The sequence below is a fragment of the Bacillus cereus group sp. MG16 genome, from assembly GCF_040459875.1.
Classification (GTDB): Bacteria; Bacillota; Bacilli; order Bacillales; family Bacillaceae_G; genus Bacillus_A; species Bacillus_A paranthracis.
Genome location: NZ_JARVHE010000001.1, coordinates 5,118,126 through 5,137,243, shown reverse-complemented (window position 1 = coordinate 5,137,243; position 19,118 = coordinate 5,118,126). Strand labels below are relative to the sequence as shown.

The following is a 19,118-nucleotide window of genomic DNA, read 5'->3' as shown; positions in this document are numbered from 1 at the left end:
TATTGTAGATGGAATAGATAATGAAAAGTAGGAAATTAATGGTGAAAGGGAGAGTGATTCCTTATACTGGTGATAGGGAATTTATTACACATCTGGGGAGAGATGATTATGATTAGAAGTCCGCTCTTTTTACTCATTACTAGTATTATTTGTGTATTGGTTGGATTGTATATTCAATCGAGCTATATTGAAATCTTTGCATCGGTCATGGGAATTATTAATGTTTGGCTATTAGCAAGAGAAAAAGTATCCAACTTTTTATTCGGTATGATTACCGTTGCGGTATTTCTCTATATTTTTATTACACAAGGTTTATATGCAATGGCAGTATTGGCAGGTTTTCAATTTATATTTAATGTATATGGTTGGTATCATTGGATTGCACGTAGTGGGGAGGAAGAGGTAAAAGCAACAGTTCGTTTAGATTTGCAAGGTTGGATTTTTTATATAATCTTTATTTTAGTTGCATGGATTGGTTGGGGGTATTATCAAGTCCATTACTTAGAATCAACAAGTCCATATTTAGACGCTTTAAATGCTGTACTAGGATTAGTAGCTCAATTTATGCTAAGTCGAAAAATCCTAGAAAACTGGCATTTATGGATTTTATATAATGTAGTTAGTATTTCAATTTATATCTCCACTGGGTTATATGTTATGCTAATATTAGCTGTTATTAATCTCTTTATATGTGTAGCGGGTTTGCTAGAGTGGAAGAATAATTATAAGGGCCAAAAACATACAAATAATTATATCTAGAAAATAATTAGAATTAAAAAACCCCTGAAGCATATGTGCCTCAGGGGTTTACTAATAGATTATAAGTTTATGCTTTTGTCATACCAAGTAATACAGCGCCGCCGATAATTAAAACACTACCTAGTGCAATAAAGATCAATTGACGTTTCGTTTTCTTTTCGCCTAAGAAGACAATCGCACCAAATGTTGAGATAACGATTCCAGTTTGAGATAATGGGAAGCTTGTTGCTACTCCGACACGTGGTAATGAAAGAAGTAAGAATAAGTTTCCAGTTCCCCATAGTAAACCAGATAAAGCGTTACGGATTGCATATTTGTTAAATGGTTTATGTTTAGATGTCAGTACAACCGCACCAACAAACATACCAACTGCTTGTGGTAAAATAGCAGACCAACCATCGATATTATACCAACGAATAATAATTACATATACAAGATAGCCAAAAGTAGAAACAATTAAAGTAAGAAGTCCCTTTTTCAATTGTCCTGGTGGCTGAGCATTTTCTTTATCATCTAATGATGTGAATACAACACCAACTACGATTAATAGGATTGCAATCGTTCCCAGAATGATCGTTGTAGTAGTAGTCCACTCACGGAAAGCGATAACCCCAAAGATAGAAGTTGCAACAAGTTGCATACCAGTAGAAATTGTTACAGTAGTTGAAACGCCTAGTTTTTCAACTGTTTTTAATTGGTTTACTTGTCCTAAAGCCCAGAATAAACCTGAAATAAAACCAACAATCAAGATTGTCATTGTTAAAGCTGGTTGAGTAAATACATACATAATTGTTGCGAAGAATAGAGCACCGATTGTCATACCTACCGTTTGGCTATATGCACCACCGCCCATTTTTACGCTTACTAATAAGATGTTTCCCCATGCAATTGCAGGAAGAAGCGCTAATAAAATGTCCATTACAAGACTCCCTTCGTTTTGCTATACCAATATAATTACATATCGTTCTAACGATCGGTAATGCCCCACTACTAGAGTAGAAGATTACCGATCGCTAAAACAGGATGAAGAATTCACGATATAAATGCGTTTTCATTTCTTCATTTTTTCAAACACCTCCATATAATAACAGGAAATTGCCTATTTTAGAAAGTAAATTCAAATAGAATGTATATTTAAATAAAATTTAAAATTCAGTTATTTCCCGGTGGTATATTTTTATTTCCTAAGAAATAAAAAAGCAGCTTCAAAAAGAGCTGCCTTAAGAGTCAGTAATTCTTTTATTAATAAGCTGAATACATAGCAAAAATAGGAGGGACATACTAATAGTGATAACTACTAGTGTCCAGGCGAGCTGCATATTACTTGCATCAATCGCCATGTAAATGGCAGTTGGGATAGTTTGTGTTTTACCAGGAATGTTTCCGGCAAACATGAGCGTAGCACCAAACTCACCAAGCGCACGAACAAAGCTCAAAATCATTCCACTTAGTAAGGCAGGAAATGCAAGCGGAAGTGTGACGTGTAGAAAAACTTGATATTCACTTGCACCAAGGTCACGAGCACTTTCTTCAATTTGTACATTCGCGATAGAAAATCCTGTTTTTGCTGATTGGTACATAAGCGGAAATGCAACAACTGTAGAAGCAATGATAGCAGCAGTAGATGTGAACATAATAGATTGCTGAAATATTGATTCTATCCACATTCCAATGGGACTGTTATTTCCAAAAATGATAATGAGAAAAAAGCCGATTACAGTTGGCGGAAGTACCATTGGTAGTAAGAAAATAGTTTCTAATATTACTTTATATCTCCATGAGGAGCGTGCTAGCGCTCGTCCGATTATCGTTCCTAAAATGGTAACGATAATGGTGGCACATGCAGCTACTCGTAAAGATAGAAAGATTGGTGATAAAATAGTATCAAAGCTCATGGCAATTATGATAGGACTGTAAATCCGTATTTTTTAAAGATAGATTGTGCATCTTTTGACTGCAAATACTCATAAAATGAAGTCGCCTCTTTCTTGTGTTTAGATTCTTTTATAACACCTAAAGGATAGTGAATTGGCTCATGAGAAGTATCCGCTGCTGTCTCACCAATTTTTACTTTGTTTGAAATAAGAGCATCTGTTTTGTATACAATACCAGCATCAACATTACCTGTTTCTACATATGTTAACACTTGGCGAACATCTTTTGTAAATACGACTTTATTTTGAATGTCATTCCAAAGATTTTCATGTGTGAGAGAAGCTTTTGCGTATTTTCCCGCAGGTACAGATTCAGGTGTACCAAGTGCGATTTTTTTTATTTTTTCATCTTTTAAATCTTGAATTTTTGTAAGAGAACTATCTTTTGGGACGACTAGAACGAGTTCGTTTCCAAGGAGATTTTTCCCCTCTTTTTCATTAATGAATCCTTTTTTAACGAGAGTTTGGAATTTATCTTCGGCTGCTGAGAAGAATAAATCAGCAGGTGCACCTTGTTCGATTTGTTGTTGAAGTGCACCAGAAGCGCCGAAGTTAAAAGAAAGTTTAATATTAGGTTCTTTTTCTTTATATTTTGTTTCAATTTCTTTTAGCGCATCTTGTAAGCTTGCAGCTGCTGATATAGTAAGTTCAACTGTTTTTCCTTCTTTAGCGGTTGATTTCTCTTTCTTCTCTCCGCTTGTACATGCAACACTAAATATAAGAAGAAAAGAAAGGATAAGTGCCCCGATGGATTGTAATGTAAACTTATTCATAAAAAATCCCCTTTCGTTTTTACATAATTAATTATAACTAAATATAACTAATTATAACTAATTATAACTAGTTATAATTGAATATAATTTGAACGATGTAGTTATTTTTAAAATATAGGAGAAATATTCTTTTCTTTGTTACAATGAAGAAAGAAAGTGAGGAATCGTCTATGGATCATCATTCCTACACAACGGAAGAAGTAGCGAAGCGATTAAAAGTATCAAAATTAACTGTATACGATTTAATTAAAAAAGGAGAACTGCCTTCTTATAGAATTGGTAGACAGATGCGCATTGATGCAGCAGATTTAGAACAATATATTAAGCAAATGAAAACAGGTAACGTACAAGTTACTTCTGTAAAGAATGACAGTAATAGTATCTCGAATACATGTATTATTAGCGGACAAGAACTAACGTTAGACATGTTGGCAAAACGTATAGAAAATCGCCTGCCAAGTTCAAATATATTAAGGGCATATCAAGGTAGTTTAACGAGCCTAGTAAAAATGTATCAAGGAGAAGGAAGTATCGTTAGCTTGCATTTGTTTGATGGCGAAACGGGTACATATAATGTTCCTTACGTAAAACGTATTTTAGTAGGACAACCATGTACGATGATTAATTTATTAGCAAGGAACGTTGGGTTTTATGTGCAAAAGGGGAATCCTAAAAATATAAAAACATGGGCTGATTTATCTCAATCATCTATACGATTTATAAATCGAGAAAAGGGTTCTGGTATTAGGGTGTTAGTCGATGAACAATTGCGCATTCAAAATTTAAATAAAGAACGTATTAGTGGATATGAATGGGAAGAATCGAATCATCTTGGTGTTGCTACGCAAGTCGCGAATGGGAAAGCTGATGTGGGAGTAGGATCAGAAAAGTTTTCGCAAATTGTAAATGTAGACTTTATTCCAATCATGAAAGAGCAGTATGATTTAGTGATTTTGAAGAATAAAGAAAATGAAGAGTTGATCGAAGTTGTAAAAGACATTCTGCAATCGGAAGAATTTCATAATGAACTAAAAGCGATTGGCGGATATGATATGACGAAAACAGGTCAAATTATATATGAAATAAAGTGAAACTTTAATCAGTGGGGGGCTTCATCCCCCACCAATCGGACTTTAATGGGCAGCCCGACCCCACCTAACTTCTTTGCTTTCGCTGAATTTTGAGGTGGGGATCTTACTGCCCATTAAAGCGGGACAAACTAAAAAGCTGCTTGTCTATAAGACGAGCAGCTTTTTCTATATATAAAGGGGTTTGGGGAAACAAAGTGTTAAACAAGACCTTTAGCAAGTGTGTAAATGAAAGCTGTAAGAAGAGTCGCTCCACTTGCAAGTCCGATAAAGTCTGATTTGTTAAATGTAATGTTGTTCATTATAATCTCTCCTTATTTGTTTAATGTAGTTGCAACAGCTTTTGCATCGACAAGTGCGGATAGCACCATGCCCATTGTATTTAAAAATTTGTTTGATTTCATTTTGTTCATCATGCGTATCCGCTCCTTTTCGAATTGTTGTTGCCCTGCTTTATATCTTAATTATAGGAAATATGATCGCCTGCAACTATCGAATTAGCTTACGGAAGACTTACACTTTTGTAAGAAAAAAAGACATTCGTGTAAGAATGTCTTTTAAAGCATATTAATGTGGTGGTGCTCTTCGATTGTTTTTAAAAAGCTACGCATTGAATTTGTCATATAGCTATCCTTGCGGCGTATGAAAACCGTTGAAATACTGCCGTATTTTTCAGGGATTGCATGACAATGTACTTTCCCTGCTTTAGAAAGGTGGTGGACAGCAGACTGTGGTACGAGCGTAATTCCAAGGCCGAGTGCAACACTGTTTAATATAGTCTCTAATATATTAAATTCCATAATTCTTTTTGGTAGCAAACCTTCGTCTTTCAGCCATCGTTCTAGTTTGGAACGGTATCCACAACCTTGGTTAAAAACGAGTAGAGGCGTTGTTGTAAATTCTTCTATATGAAAAGCTTTATTTTGTGTTACAAGCATTAATTTCTCTGTACTAACATCATATTGTTCAATAAGGGGATGTTTTATTGGCCCTGATATAAAAGCGCCATCTAGTTGATGATCGAGTACTTCTCTAATTAATTCTTCTGTTAGACCTGCTTGTAATGATAAATCGACGTTCGGATAGCTTTTATAGTAAGAAGATAAAATGGTAGGTAATGTACTTACTGTTTCGACAGTACCGATTTTTAATATGCCAGAGGGTGTTTCACTATCTAAAAATACTTGTTTTAGCTCCTCAACATCTTGCAAAATTTTATTAACATAAACGAGCATTTTTCTTCCTTCAGCTGTTAAAGTCATGCCTCGTTTATGACGATAAAAGAGCGGTGTTTTCAGCTCGTTCTCCAGTTGTTTAATACGCGTTGTTACATTTGATTGTACGTAATTTAATTCCTTTGCTGCGCTACTTACACTACCTTGTTCAGCAACGCTCTGGAAGATTTGCAAATCTCTTAATTCCATAATACGATCCTCCTTGATGTTAACTATCATTATAAATGATAGTTAACATCATTTTGAATCATTTTACGTGATATATTTTTTCTTTTACAATTCTCTTTGTGCAAATAGAAAGAAGTGGGGGATTGCGGTGAGAAAAGGTCAAATGATAATAGGCGCTTTAGCGTGTTTAATTGCAAGTATGTCATGGGGAGCAATGTTTCCAGTTGCTGATCATGCGTTAGAATACATAGATCCATTTTACTTTTCACTTATTCGCTATGGAGCGGTGGCGATAATGCTGATTGTATTGTTGTTAATGAAAGAAGGAAAACGGGCATTTCGTTTAGAGGGAAGAGGAAAGTTACTCGTCTTTTTCGGAACGATGGCGTTTACTGTATATAATGTACTTGTATTTTTAGGTCAAATGTTAATGGGAAAATCAGGTGTGATGGTAGCTTCCATTATGGAAGCACTTATGCCGATGATTTCTATTTGTATTTTATGGGGATATAAGCATGTAAAACCGAAAAAATATATGATAACGAGCATGATTATCGCTTTTGTAGGGACTGTATTTGTTATTACAAAGGGCGACATGAGTTTCTTTTTAACATTGAAAGATAACATGTTTTCACTAGCATGTATATTTGTTGGAGTTGTAGGTTGGGTTATTTATACGATGGGTGGTCAAACGTGTAGCGATTGGTCGACATTACGTTACTCTACATTGACGTGTGTATTCGGTACGACCGTTACAGGAATTATAACGGTACTTATTACGTCGCTTGGATATGTTTCAGTTCCGAGTATGGGAACGATTTCTGTCGTGAAATATGATTTGTTATTTATGATGACATTACCGGGAATTGTAGCATTACTTGCTTGGAATTACGGTGTGAAGATTTTATCATCTATTAATGGGATTTTGTTTATTAACTGTGTGCCTATTACGACTTTAATAATTATGATGATGCAAGGATATCAAATCACGATGTTTGATATTGTAGGGACTTTATTTGTTATTGCAGCGCTTATTCGCAATAATGTTTGTCAGAGAAAAGAAGAAAATATAAATAAGAAGATGTTACAAGAAGAGCAATTACGTCAAGCTGTTTAATAGGCAATTGGAGGATTTCATATGTTAGAAAGTTTATTGTTTTTCTTTGCCGTTGGAGTTGCTTGTGAGCTTGCAGCAATTAATCGAAATGGTCGTAAGAAGATAAAACAACAAGCTGAAATGATACAGCTTTTAAAAGAGTTAAAAGAAAAAAACATTTAAAAAGACGACCGGGCATAGACGGTCGTCTTCTTCTATATAAAGGGGAAAGGGGACACAAAGTTATACAAGCGTAGCAGCGTAAATAAAAGCAGTAAGAAGAAGAGAGCCGCTAGCTAATCCTAAAAAATCTAATTTGTTAAAAGTGATGTTATTCATGATGCATTCTCCTTACTTATTTAATGTAGAAGCAACAGCTTTTGCATCGATAAGAGCGGAAAATACCATGCCCATTGTATTTAAAAGATTGTTCGTTTTCAGCTTGTTCATCATATTGATCCGCTCCTTTTCGAATAATGGTTGCCCTGTTTCTGACTTAATTGTATGAAATATCGCAAGAAGTAACTATCGAATTAGCTTACAAGAAAATTACACTTTTGTAAGAATTGAAAATTAACAATTAATACTCATTTTTATTACCAACTCCTATAACTTAGTGTTATAATTAAGGTAAGAAAATGACTATACTTCGGATGTTCAGAAAGGAACGAAACCAATGTATAAACCAATTACATTTTTGTTGAAATATATATTTAAAACAGCTGGGAAAGTAGAAGTGCAAGGAAGAGAAAAGCTACCAGAAGGTGGCCCGTATGTTGTTGCGTGTACACATACAAGTTTTATGGATGTATTAATGTTAGCTACAGGGATGTACCCAACAGAGATTCATTACATGGCCAAAAAAGAATTATTTGAAGGGAAATTCAAAAATTGGTTCTTTAAAAATGTAAATGCATTCCCTGTAGATCGTGCAAATCCAGGACCGAGTACACTTAAAATTCCATCACGCTTATTAAAAGAAGGAAAAGTGGTAGGGATTTTCCCGAGTGGAACGAGATCGACAGAAGACGTTTCGTTAAAAGCTGGTGCTGTGACAATTGCGATGCGTTCTAACGTTCCATTAATACCGGCAGCTTATATTGGTCCCTCAAGTGTAAAAGAATTAATAAAAGGAAAAAGAGCACAATTAATTTTTGGAGACCCAATTCAAATTGATGCTGAAGAACAAATAGATCGAAAAACAGCTATGAAAATGATGACAGATCAATTAAATGAGAGGTTTGAGGAGCTAAAGGAAGCTTTGCAATCAAATCAAAAGTAAGAAAAGACGACCGGGCATAGACGGTCGTCTTTTCTATTACTATTTATAATGAAGGGGAAAGGGGACACAAAAGTTATACAAGCGTAGCGGCGTAAATAAAAGCAGTAAGAAGAACTGATCCGCTAGCTAGTCCTAAAAAATCTAATTTGTTAAAAGTAATGTTATTCATCGTATATTCTCCTTACTTGTTTAATGTAGAGGCAACAGCTTTTGCATCGATAAGAGCGGAAAATACCATGCCCATTGTATTTAAAAAATTGTTTGATTTCACTTTGTTCATCATATAAATCCGCTCCTTTTCGAATAATGGTTGCCCTGTTTCTGACTTAATTGTATGAAAAATAGCGGAGAGTAACTATCGAATTAGCTTACAGGGAAATTACACTTTTGTAAGAAAAATGAATGAAGGTGTAATGATGAGAAGGTTTGACATATGTTCATGGAATTTATTAATTTAAAAGTAGAGGTGAGTGTATGGCTAATATTAAAGATATTGCAAAGATGGCGGGAGTTTCAGTTACGACTGTTTCGAGAGTGTTGAATGATCATCCGTATGTAAGTGAAGAAAAAAGGAAAGCGGTTATAGAGATAGTTGAGAAGTTGAATTACTCACAAAACGCAAATGCTGTTCATTTATCAAAAGGAAAGACGAATATTGTTGGTGTAATTCTCCCTTACATTAATCACCCGAGCTTCGATGCAATGGTAGGGGGAATGATGGAGGGAGCGTTAACTCATAACTACAGGGTGCTACTTTGCCAAACAAACTATAATAAAAAAGAAGAAATGAAAAGTTTACATATGTTAAAAACGAAACAATTAGATGGCCTTATTATTTGTTCACGTGCAAATGATTGGGAAATGATAGAACCGTATGCTTCATACGGTACAATCATTGCTTGTGAAGACAATGATATTTCAAATATCTCAAGTGTATATACAAATCATTCGGCAGCTTTCCAGCTAGGAATGAATCACCTTATTGAAAAAGGTTATAAAAAAATTGGTTATTGCACGGGGAGAAAGCTAGGACCGAGTAGTCAAAAGCGTTTTGATGTGTATAAGCGTCAATTGCAATCTATAGATGAAGAAGTGAATGAAGAATGGATTTTCACAGAATGTTTTACGTTAGAAGATGGTGTGAGAGTGGCTCATAAATTAAAGGAGATGCAACATCTTCCTGAAGCATTAATAGTAGCAGGAGATGAAGTTGCGATTGGGGTTATGACAGAAGTTGAAAAATTAGGTATTCAAGTTCCTGAGGATTTAGCGATTATTGGCTTTGATAATCAACCTATCTCGCAAGTGTTACAACTTACAACTATTGATCAAAATTTAAAGGAAATAGGTAAAAAAGCCTTTGAAATGTTTTATCGGCAAACAAATGATGAAAGTTCTAAACAAGAAAAGGTGGAAATTCCATATGAACTTGTGGAGCGATCTACAGTGTAGTTTTAATCCGTTATGTGTATAAGTGCATAACGGATTATTTTTTTGAAATACCTTTGACAGGAAACGCGTTTCATACTTTATAAAGGAGTTAAACCGGTCTGTAATAATCCATGGATTCTTTTCAAGAATAGTATTTTGGAGGGGTATGCATGAGTGAACTTTTATTAAGTATGAAAAAGTATCTAGAGAATGACGAAAATATTGTAGCCTTTGTGGTAGGGATCTTTGAGAAGGATAATTTCACGCTATGTTATCAACATGGAATTTTTGTTGCCACTACTAGACGTCTCCTGTTTTACGGGAAATTTCCTTACTATCCTTCAACATGTAAAGAGTACTCATATTTGCATATAGATAGCATAGATTTCTGTCCGTATTTTGAATTTACTTGTAATCATGAAACGGTTAGAGCTAAGTGTATTCAGAAAGGGAATGTAGAGCGATTTGTCCGTACAGTGAGAACAAATATGAATAATTAATCACCCCTTTGTTTAAACATAATATCTTGATTTTTAAGAGGGAAAATGCAGAATAAAAACAACTTCTAAACCTCTAGGAGATAGTGATACAATGTCAAATGGGGGGAGGGTATGAACTATGGTTAATCAACGTATAAAGGAAATAACACTAATTACAATTGGTTCATTATTATTCGCAATTGGTATTAATTACTTTGCAATTCCAAACCGTCTATCAGAGGGTGGAATTATTGGTTTAACGGTTGTTACGTACTATTTATTTGATTGGTCGCCGGGGATTGTGAATTTTGCTATAAATGCAATTTTACTAGCTGTTGGTTATAAATTTTTTGATAAGAAAACGATGGTTTATACAATTTTAGGGATTGTAGAAACATCTTTGTTTTTATATGTTACGGAACATATTGAGTATCATGTAAATAGTGATACGTTATTAGCGGCACTATTTGCTGGTGTATTTGTCGGTATCGGATTAGGCTGTATGTTCAAAGCTGGAGGTACATCAGGAGGATCGGCAATTTTAGCACGGTTAGCAAATCAATATTTAGGTTGGAGCGTCGGTAAAGGTGTACTTATTATTGATATCGTTGTAATTGCTGGTTCCGTATTTATAATAGGGCAAGAAAAAGCGATGTACACACTTGTTGCAGTATTCATCGGAGCGAAAGTAATTGATTTCATTGTAGAAGGAATGGACACAAAAACGGCTGTTACAATTATTTCAAATCAACCAGAGTTAATACGTGAGGCTATTACGAAAAACATGACACGCGGCGTTACTGTATTAGAAGGGCGCGGCGGATATACTGGTAAAAATAAAGAAGTTTTATATGTTGTTATTAATAAACAAGAGCTTGTTAAGTTAAAGCAAGTTATCGGCCGAGTAGATGACGATGCTTTCGTCGTTATCCATGATGTACGTGATGTACTTGGTGGGGGCTTTAAAGCGAGCTAAAAGGTGAACGAGTAAATTCGTTCACCTTTTTTTAATTCTTACAAAAATGTAAGTGTAATGTAATGAGATTCAATAGTAGATTGTATTCCTTCTTTTTAAAATGGATGTATATATATCCTGCAGAGGAGGAATGTTTATTATGAAGAAAAAAATGATCACTACTATAATAGTGATGATAGTCATAGTAATAATGTTACTACCTACGAAACTTGGACCGGTTATCGATAAATATAATCCATTTTATAAGACGAAAGAATACTATACGGTTGTGAATACAATTGGTCAGCATATTGGCGATGAGTGGTATGAATATGAATTTATTGCATTTGACGAACGTGGAAGAGAACAAAAAATAAAGAAGACTGTTAAGCATATGTTAAAGAGAGATGAAACATTAAAGGTGTACGCAAAAGGACGCTACGGCGAGTCAATTGAAGAAATTGAAGCTGTAAATATTCCCATTAATGCAAAGAGTAAACTTTTAGTGATGAGATAGCGAATTATACCCCCACCTATTTTTTGTCGAAAATAAAAATACTAGGTAGGGGTATTTTGATGTGTGCAAAAAAGCCTTAGTCCATATGGACTAAGGCTTTTTTTAATATATAAAGGGGAAGGGGGTACATTGTAGTAGCATGAGTGAAAGGTATAAGAAGAGTAGCTACTAGCAATGTAATTTGGTTATGTGAGTGTTCTTCTTATTTGGCTTACTTGCTAACTTTATTGTACGAGATGTCAGTAAGAGAAACTATCGAATTACATTACACATAGCTTACAAACATGTAAGTCTTCTGTAATGTAATTCGATGGTTAAAAGATAGTGAATTTTATATAGTGTAATTAGAAAGTCTCACTGTATTACTTTCTGTTTGTAATATGAATGAAGAATGAAAAACCAACTACTTTTTAATAGCCTCATCTGTATGGAGATGAGGCCCTTTTTATAAACCTTACAACATTGTAAGGTTTACGTAAGTTAATTCGATAGTAATTTTGTCATATTTTTTGCATAATAGATACAAATAGATAAAAATAATTAGGGATATAGTAAGAAGGGAGAAGAATGGGATGCGTAAAGAAGAAGTAGTGAAGTTTCCAATTAAAGATTTCTGTAGCTACTTTACTGTTGCCGTAGTATGTATTGGGTTATTTGATATCATAACAAACTTAATTGTTAAATAATATAGATGACAAAACAAGAAGGGAGATCCTTTCTTGTTTTTTTATGGGGGAATAAAGGTGAAGTGGATTGATAGTCATATACATGTTGACCAATATAAGGATGAAGAGAAAAGTAAATTACTTAAAGATGTGGAGCATAGTAAAGAGATAAAGGGGCTTATTGCAGTATCTATGAATTATCAATCATGTAAAGAAACTTTATCTTTAGCAAAACGATATCCTTTTGTACATCCAGCAATAGGTTTTCATCCGGAGCAACCGATTCATAAAGAAGAATGTGAGCAAATTTATAAATTAATTGAAGAGCATGTAGATGATATAGTTGCGATTGGTGAAGTTGGCTTACCGTATTATTTAAGAAAAGAAGATGAGCGCATTGCTATCAATTCGTATATATCAGTGTTACAACGGTTTGTTGAACTAGCTAGTAAATATGATTTACCAATTATATTGCATGCAGTATATGAAGATGCTGATATTGTATGTGATTTATTGGAGAAATATAAAGTTTCACGTGCACATTTTCATTGGTTTAAAGGAAGTGAAACAACAATGAAACGTATGATGAGGAACGGTTATTATATTTCTATTACACCAGATGTTTTACATAAGGAGAAGATTAGAAAAATTGTTTCGTATTATCCTCTTGAATATATGATGGTAGAAACAGATGGACCGTGGGAATTTCAAGACGATGTTATGACGCATCCGGGAATGATTAGAGATGTACTAAAGGAAATTAGTGTTATAAAAAACATGTCTGTTGATAAGGTTATGAAAACGATATATGAAAATACGATTCAATTTTACCCCGCATTAACGGGCAGTAAGACTTCCACCTCAAAATTTGACTAATGCGGAGGAATTAGGTGGGAGATCAACTGCCCGTAAAGCCCGATTGGTTCAACTAATAACCAGTGGGGGATGGACAAAACCCTACTAATTAAAGTTTCACTTTATTTGAAAGGATAGGAGCGTTACTCTTATCCTTTTTATTATGGATATTTTTTCTAATATTTTCTATAATTTATGATATGTTTAATTTGATGAGGGAAGTAGGGAAGAAAATGGGGAGAGCATATAAAAAAATAGCTATTACAATGATGATCAGTACATTTACACTTGCAGCGTTTGGATGTGAAGCAGAAAAAAAGACTATCAATTCAAACGTAACACAAGAAAATAAAGAAGAACAAATTGATCCAGTAGTTGAAAAACAGATGAAAGAAAATGAAAAAAATGGAAATACGGTTGGAAACAGTTCTAATAAAGGGAAGATGGCAGAGAGTGATGGATGGGTTTACTATGCAGTAAATGGTAATAAAAATACAGGAGGCATTTATCGTACGAAAGATCAATTTCAGACTTCGGAACGTGTAGTGGAAGGTGTAAATGCTTCTTACATAAATATAAAAAACAAGGTTTTATATTTTATTCATACGGATGAAGATAAGAATGCGGGATTATCTTCTTTAATGAAGTATGATATATCTAACAAAAAGCTAGACACGTTAAAAGCGGATATAAATTATGTTTATATAAAAGATCAAACTTTATTTTATCCGAAAAAATATTCTGAGCATGGTGGTTTTGATATTGTAGGGATTGTAAAATGGATTTGAAAACGGGACAGGAAGAAGAAGCGGCATTTAAAAATTCTGGTTGGTCTCAAACGATAGATGATAGTATTCTACATTGGAATAAAAATCGTGGAACACAAGTTACAAAAGATAATAAAACTTGGTCAAAAGAAAATTATGCAACAATATCTAGTGCTACATATGATAATGAAAAATTATATGCTGTTGTCGACTTTTCGTTACCTTTTGAAATAAATGAAGCTGAGCATGGCATATATGAAATAGACGTTCAACAAAATAATGAAAAGTTATTGGTAAAGGATGCCTTGCAGATGAATGTGAAAGGGGACACTTTTTATTATATAAAAAAGGATGGAGTATATAAGAAGAGAATGAATGGAGGAAAGGAAAAAGTAATTTATAATAAAGCGGTTGAACCAACTAAATCTTATTTATATTTTGTAGCAGGAGATATGTACCTCTATACGGATAATGGCACTATCATGAATCTAGATAAAAAGAAATCAAATGAAGTAAAAGATAAGAAGCTAGCAGACGACGTTATGTTACAGAAAGTATGGAATGCACAGAAGGAACTTACTAATGTTCAAATGGCTGCACTAACAGGAAATCCAAAACGAGTAGGGGATTTTTCATACGGGGAATTAGTGAACCCTATTTATAATACGAAGGATAATTTAGAGACTACGCTATCTACGTATTTCTCAAAATCATTTATAGCAGAGTATATGAAGAGTAAGTATGTGAAAGAGTTAAATGGAAAAATGCACTATGCTATTGGAGATCCAGGGTCAAAAGCAGCAACTAAATTTACAAAAATTATTTCTGCCGAGTTAAAGGATGGAAAAATAAAAGCGCAGGTAGAAACGTATAATGATTATGATAATGTAACGGAAAAAGCGGAAGTTGAATTTATTTATGAACATAATCAATGGGTTATTAATAATATGCCACGTTTTGGTTTAAGTTAAAAAAACCACCAAGCATTTTGCTTGGTGGTTTTGTATTAGGACTCTAATTTTTTCGCACGTCTTAATAATAAGAGGAAGACAAGGACGAAGAGACCAAGTATAAGGAAGAATCCATATTGTTTTATATAATCCATTACGTCACTAGTGCTTGTTGGTTTTTCAACGTGAATGCCATCTTTATTAGTAGTAATATGAATATCTTTCATTTTCACTTCATTTGTTTCTTTTTGCAAATCAATCCATTCTATATTTGGGATACTTTCTAGATCTTTTAGTACTTCTTTTAATGGTTTCGCACCTAAGTAAGGATGATAGAATGCACCGATAATGCCGTCAGATAGTTTTGCAACAGATATAGCACGTTCTTTCATTTTAGCGATAGCATGTGGCTTATCTTCTTCAATAAATCCAACTGTTTCAGGCATTAATTTCATGCCATGTAAAAAGGAGGGGGTACTTGTATAAAATGGTGAGTGCATGGATTTCCAAGTTGTATCACTTAGCTGTAGTTGTCCTACATAAGTTGAAAAGTACCTTGATAATATTTCATATCCTTTTTGAGACATCGTGTAATGAGGTGCTTCAAATGCGACAGGATATAATTTGGCATCTACAAGTTCTTGAATGCCTTTTTCAATATGATCAGTCGTATATTTTTCTTCAAATTCTTCCCCTTTTTTTACGTATGTATTATATGCCTCTATATTAGGGAAATCATCTTTTGTTTTTGGTTTTTCATGCTTTGGTTGACGAATTGGTTGGTCTGTTTTTACGTCCCAAAATTCAAAACCTTCACCAGTTTCACTATCATAAAATTGGTGGGTATAACCATGCATAATAATTGCTGCACCATCATCTTGCATAGAGCGTAAAAGATCGACTAGTTCGGGTTTATCTTTTAAATGTAGTGTTTTACCTGTTTCTGGATCCGTATATACAGGTATAACAGTGATCATGTATGGCATCTTTTTCTCTTTTAGTAATTCAGCAATTTCTTTTAATTGATTTATATCTGCGGCTGGATGAACGTCTTCAAGACGTAAATAAGCTTCTACTTTATTTGTCGTTGGTTTTTGTCCAAAGTAAGAAAATAGCATTTCACCGACGTAATGAGAGATCCAGTCAAAGAGATTTGGTGTTGCAACGTAGTAAGATGTTTCATGTTGAACGATTAGTGGGTTCTTGTTATTTGAGCTTAAAGCGTTAGCAAGAACAGTTCCGTTTGTATCAAAAGATTGAATCAAACGTTCTTCTTCTAGAGTGTTTTTTAATTTATTACTTGGATATTCGATTTTATTAGTTCGTATATCATTATCCTTTAGGGTAATGAATGAAAAACGATTAGATAATTGTTCAACATTTTGTCCTAAAACTAATACTGGGCCTGAGAAATTTTCTATAAGTTGTTTTGCTTCAGTAGGAACCTCTTCTTTTTGTTCACCGATATAGACAATATGTGTATAAGAAGATGAATTAGTAATTTCATGAGCTTTGTTTAAACTTTTCGTAGTTATATCGTTTGTAAAATGTCCTAATTGAGTGTTAAGAATTTGAATATTATTTGTAATTTTATCTTCTTTTGTACTATATAAAACAAGTACTTTTGGTTTTGATGACGTTTGTGCAGAGATGTGGATAGGTATAAGAAGTAAAATACTGAACAAGAGTATTATGCACTTTTTCATTTGGTCTGCTCCTATTCTATATGTAGAGTTCAATTTACAATTATATACAAGAAATACGTTGTAGTCTATGAAAGTTACATTTTTGCACGTATTTACCAGCTGTTTTTTCACAAAATCGGTCTAAAGCATGATGATAATATGTATAGTTATTTGCTATGATAAAAGAGTAAGAGAATGATAGAATGTGGGTAATTGTAAAGGGAAGAAGGCTGAAAGGGGACAAATTTCAGCGGAGAAAGAGGTAGAGGTAGTGAAGAAATTCTTTGTAGGATTTTTAGTTGTTCTTGGGGTGTACTTATATTTCCAAGGAAAGTCTGAAGGAATGGGCAAATTAGTAAATGAGACAAGCTATGTTGACTCAGAAGAAGCAAAACAGATGAAACAAATTATTATAGAGGAAGCAAAGAAAGTCAATCTTCCAGAATGGATACCTCTTACAATTGCCGAACATGAAAGCCGTTTAAATCCAAGAAGTGTTGGAGATAACGGAACTTCATTCGGATTGTTTCAATTGCATCGCGGTGGTGGACTTGCGCCGGATCATTTAACGGATGATGAGCTAAAAGATCCACGTACAAACGCGCAAATTGCAATGCCGCATTTAATGAAAGGATATAAGCGCGGGGTGCAAAAAGGTTTGACGGATTTTGCATTACTAAAATATATAGCAAATACATCTGGGTGGCCAGGGAATTTAGGGCCAGAGTGGACGGATAATAATATGAAGTATAACATCGGATTAGAAGATGTGTACTATCGAAATAAAGGTGTAATTAAAGAGTAGGTTTTTGATACCTACTCTATTTTTTGTGGATAATCGCGTCGTTTTGTTTTGTGAAATATGCTGCTAGTTGTATTTTCACGTCTTCTAGTTTGGTGGAAACTTGCGGTATTTTATATCCTACATACAATGGTGAAACGACAAACCTAGGAACAACTTTACAAATGATTTTTCCGTTTAAGTAATAGAAGAATAAGTTATAACTACTACATCCTTTATGGAAATCTGTCAGTATGTAACGTACAGTTTGCTGAATATAAGTTGCTAGTTCATCTATGCATCCAATATCTTCAATAATGATATTAAATTCAGTAAAACCGATAATAGGACGATCTGAGATATTGAGTTCAATGTGTTCGTTCTTTTGAACAATTACGCCTTGGAAGTTGTCGTGTTCTACGTTATCGAGGTAGTTTACATATTTCATTCCAATAATCTGCATGTGTGCATGATGCAAACTTCCACCTGAGAATGGACCATGATTTTTGTATAAAATTACAGATGTGAATTCTTCATTCTTCTGTAAATCTAACCAATGTTTAATGGAGAAACGGATTAACGATCGCATATGTTCTTCTGTATATGTCGCAATATGATCTTCACAATTATCTGTTTCGATTAGCACCGTTTGAAATGTATCTTTTAATGTAGGAAATTTGTTTTTTAGCCAAATAATTGAGCCTTCAGTTGCTAAAATATCCGTTAAATTTTCTCTGTCACAAAAAGGACATGCAGCGCTTCTATTCCGGATGCTTTCTGGTTTTTGTTTGCCGATATCGTTTAAAAAGTATAGTTGTTGTGTATCCATTTGTATATATGCCCCTTTAAAATATGTGTAAAAATCCCGCTTAATACATTCGGGAAAAGGAGAAGAAAATCCTTTAAAGGGAATATAAAAAATAAAAGACAAGATATCCTCATTAAGATAGGGTACCTTGTCTTTTATTTTTTCTTTAATAATGTGTATGGATAATATAAATCGTTTTTATTATGCTTCTTTTTTCTATTTTTTATTGTGTATAAGGCAATTGCTGTACTTGCGATGACAATAATGGCTTTCTTCATATTCGTTTCCCCCTTTTTTATTGTTGGTTTAATTCTTGGCTAACTGCTTTTGCATCAACTAGAGCGTGTAAAATCATTTTTACCATGTTCATCATATTCTTTCACTCCTTTTTATAGTTCATTTAGTTCTTTTACAACTGCTTGTCCGTTCACTAATACCTCAAAGATTGCTTTTACGATTTCTTTCATCATGATTGTTTCCTCCTTTTGTTGTCTCTCTTGTTTACATCTTTATTGTATAGGGAGGCATCTTTTCGTACTATCGCTTTCCATTACGTGAACATAACAGTTTTGTAAGATTTGATGTCACTTATTGAAATGTTTAGTCTATCTTCATTATTTTCAGAAAAATGACTATTCAAACATGAAATGGGAAAGTATAATAAAGAAGTAAGTATTAAATTCCGTACGAAAGAGGTGAATGAGATGAAACGTTCTTTAGCTGCACGTGCCAAATTTTTAGATTTTATCTATTTTTGTCGTGCGATTTTTCATGATGTAGTTGTTAACGGGATACGTCTGTCCTTTTTTAACAATTGCATAGTAGCTATAGAACGATAGAAATCTCTTCACCCATTTTTAATAAACGTGTGAAAAGGGAGCTATTTAGCT

The 19,118-nt window shown here is 33.9% G+C and carries 22 protein-coding genes and 1 pseudogene; 13 read left to right on the top strand and 10 right to left on the bottom strand.

Annotation, left to right across the window (positions count from 1 at the left end; genetic code table 11):
* The first annotated feature begins 108 nt into the window (after positions 1-108).
* Entirely contained in the window at positions 109-759 is a 651-nt protein-coding gene (gene pnuC / locus QCI73_RS26590) for a nicotinamide riboside transporter PnuC (RefSeq protein ID WP_000621368.1), read from the top strand.
* Between the two features lie 67 nt (positions 760-826).
* On the opposite strand, the gene QCI73_RS26585 is transcribed toward pnuC, so the two are convergent.
* From QCI73_RS26585 to modA, 3 genes are all read right to left on the bottom strand, one after another.
* The gene (locus tag QCI73_RS26585) at positions 827-1,678 is read right to left on the bottom strand and encodes a GRP family sugar transporter (protein ID WP_000353544.1); all 852 of its coding nucleotides are present in this window, start codon (positions 1,676-1,678) and stop codon (positions 827-829) included.
* Between the two features lie 301 nt (positions 1,679-1,979).
* Entirely contained in the window at positions 1,980-2,654 is a 675-nt protein-coding gene (modB, locus tag QCI73_RS26580) for a molybdate ABC transporter permease subunit (protein WP_327923356.1), read from the bottom strand.
* Positions 2,655-2,659: 5 nt separating this feature from the next.
* Positions 2,660-3,466, bottom strand: a complete 807-nt coding sequence (gene modA, locus QCI73_RS26575; protein ID WP_327923355.1) for a molybdate ABC transporter substrate-binding protein — start codon at positions 3,464-3,466, stop codon at positions 2,660-2,662.
* A 143-nt stretch (positions 3,467-3,609) separates the two neighbouring features.
* Between modA and QCI73_RS26570 the strand changes: the two genes are divergently transcribed.
* Positions 3,610-4,557: a helix-turn-helix transcriptional regulator gene (locus QCI73_RS26570; RefSeq protein ID WP_000712210.1), complete on the top strand. Its 948-nt coding sequence runs from the start codon at positions 3,610-3,612 to the stop codon at positions 4,555-4,557.
* 197 nt (positions 4,558-4,754) lie between these two features.
* Here the strand turns inward: QCI73_RS26570 and QCI73_RS26565 are convergent, their stop codons facing one another.
* Both QCI73_RS26565 and QCI73_RS26560 read right to left on the bottom strand, forming a co-directional pair.
* Positions 4,755-4,856, bottom strand: a complete 102-nt coding sequence (locus QCI73_RS26565; protein ID WP_001060016.1) for a DUF3948 family protein — start codon at positions 4,854-4,856, stop codon at positions 4,755-4,757.
* Positions 4,857-5,111: 255 nt separating this feature from the next.
* Positions 5,112-5,978: a LysR family transcriptional regulator gene (locus QCI73_RS26560; RefSeq protein ID WP_000423069.1), complete on the bottom strand. Its 867-nt coding sequence runs from the start codon at positions 5,976-5,978 to the stop codon at positions 5,112-5,114.
* Positions 5,979-6,105: 127 nt separating this feature from the next.
* On the opposite strand from QCI73_RS26560, the gene QCI73_RS26555 reads away from it, so the two are divergent.
* On the top strand, positions 6,106-7,074 hold the full coding sequence (locus QCI73_RS26555) for a DMT family transporter (RefSeq protein WP_353824049.1): 969 nt from the start codon (positions 6,106-6,108) through the stop codon (positions 7,072-7,074).
* Positions 7,075-7,095: 21 nt separating this feature from the next.
* Positions 7,096-7,236, top strand: a complete 141-nt coding sequence (locus QCI73_RS26550; RefSeq protein ID WP_000894067.1) for a YrzO family protein — start codon at positions 7,096-7,098, stop codon at positions 7,234-7,236.
* Positions 7,237-7,296: 60 nt separating this feature from the next.
* Here QCI73_RS26550 and QCI73_RS26545 read toward each other — a convergent pair whose 3' ends face one another.
* The gene (locus QCI73_RS26545) at positions 7,297-7,392 is read right to left on the bottom strand and encodes a DUF3948 family protein (protein WP_001060007.1); all 96 of its coding nucleotides are present in this window, start codon (positions 7,390-7,392) and stop codon (positions 7,297-7,299) included.
* Positions 7,393-7,729: 337 nt separating this feature from the next.
* On the opposite strand from QCI73_RS26545, the gene QCI73_RS26540 reads away from it, so the two are divergent.
* Positions 7,730-8,335, top strand: coding sequence for a lysophospholipid acyltransferase family protein (locus tag QCI73_RS26540; RefSeq protein WP_000277773.1), 606 nt, complete (start codon positions 7,730-7,732; stop codon positions 8,333-8,335).
* 73 nt (positions 8,336-8,408) lie between these two features.
* Here the strand turns inward: QCI73_RS26540 and QCI73_RS26535 are convergent, their stop codons facing one another.
* The gene (locus QCI73_RS26535; protein ID WP_001060010.1) at positions 8,409-8,504 is read right to left on the bottom strand and encodes a DUF3948 family protein; all 96 of its coding nucleotides are present in this window, start codon (positions 8,502-8,504) and stop codon (positions 8,409-8,411) included.
* Positions 8,505-8,809: 305 nt separating this feature from the next.
* Between QCI73_RS26535 and QCI73_RS26530 the strand changes: the two genes are divergently transcribed.
* The 6 genes and pseudogenes from QCI73_RS26530 to QCI73_RS26505 all read left to right on the top strand — a co-directional run bounded on the left by QCI73_RS26530 (position 8,810) and on the right by QCI73_RS26505 (position 14,975).
* Positions 8,810-9,787, top strand: coding sequence for a LacI family DNA-binding transcriptional regulator (locus QCI73_RS26530; RefSeq protein ID WP_327923353.1), 978 nt, complete (start codon positions 8,810-8,812; stop codon positions 9,785-9,787).
* A 149-nt stretch (positions 9,788-9,936) separates the two neighbouring features.
* The gene (locus tag QCI73_RS26525) at positions 9,937-10,266 is read left to right on the top strand and encodes a PH domain-containing protein (RefSeq protein WP_353824048.1); all 330 of its coding nucleotides are present in this window, start codon (positions 9,937-9,939) and stop codon (positions 10,264-10,266) included.
* Positions 10,267-10,384: 118 nt separating this feature from the next.
* Positions 10,385-11,221, top strand: coding sequence for a YitT family protein (locus QCI73_RS26520; protein ID WP_049111060.1), 837 nt, complete (start codon positions 10,385-10,387; stop codon positions 11,219-11,221).
* Positions 11,222-11,360: 139 nt separating this feature from the next.
* On the top strand, positions 11,361-11,717 hold the full coding sequence (locus QCI73_RS26515) for a YxeA family protein (RefSeq protein WP_327923351.1): 357 nt from the start codon (positions 11,361-11,363) through the stop codon (positions 11,715-11,717).
* A 743-nt stretch (positions 11,718-12,460) separates the two neighbouring features.
* Positions 12,461-13,258, top strand: coding sequence for a TatD family hydrolase (locus QCI73_RS26510; RefSeq protein WP_353824047.1), 798 nt, complete (start codon positions 12,461-12,463; stop codon positions 13,256-13,258).
* A gap of 212 nt (positions 13,259-13,470) precedes the next feature.
* Positions 13,471-14,975: pseudogene (locus tag QCI73_RS26505) on the top strand (DL-endopeptidase inhibitor IseA family protein).
* A gap of 35 nt (positions 14,976-15,010) precedes the next feature.
* Here the strand turns inward: QCI73_RS26505 and QCI73_RS26500 are convergent.
* Complete coding sequence (locus QCI73_RS26500; protein ID WP_353824046.1) at positions 15,011-16,660, bottom strand: DUF2334 domain-containing protein; 1,650 nt, start codon at positions 16,658-16,660, stop codon at positions 15,011-15,013.
* A gap of 250 nt (positions 16,661-16,910) precedes the next feature.
* On the opposite strand from QCI73_RS26500, the gene QCI73_RS26495 reads away from it, so the two are divergent.
* Complete coding sequence (locus QCI73_RS26495; protein WP_000713259.1) at positions 16,911-17,444, top strand: transglycosylase SLT domain-containing protein; 534 nt, start codon at positions 16,911-16,913, stop codon at positions 17,442-17,444.
* 16 nt (positions 17,445-17,460) lie between these two features.
* Here QCI73_RS26495 and QCI73_RS26490 read toward each other — a convergent pair whose 3' ends face one another.
* Both QCI73_RS26490 and QCI73_RS26485 read right to left on the bottom strand, forming a co-directional pair.
* Positions 17,461-18,249, bottom strand: coding sequence for a DUF4931 domain-containing protein (locus QCI73_RS26490; RefSeq protein ID WP_241747714.1), 789 nt, complete (start codon positions 18,247-18,249; stop codon positions 17,461-17,463).
* 134 nt (positions 18,250-18,383) lie between these two features.
* The gene (locus QCI73_RS26485) at positions 18,384-18,506 is read right to left on the bottom strand and encodes a hypothetical protein (protein WP_000709145.1); all 123 of its coding nucleotides are present in this window, start codon (positions 18,504-18,506) and stop codon (positions 18,384-18,386) included.
* Positions 18,507-18,932: 426 nt separating this feature from the next.
* On the opposite strand from QCI73_RS26485, the gene QCI73_RS26480 reads away from it, so the two are divergent.
* A complete protein-coding gene (locus QCI73_RS26480) occupies positions 18,933-19,067 on the top strand; it encodes an RAxF-45 family protein (protein ID WP_000830642.1) in 135 nt (44 codons plus the stop codon).
* The last annotated feature ends 51 nt before the right edge of the window (positions 19,068-19,118 follow it).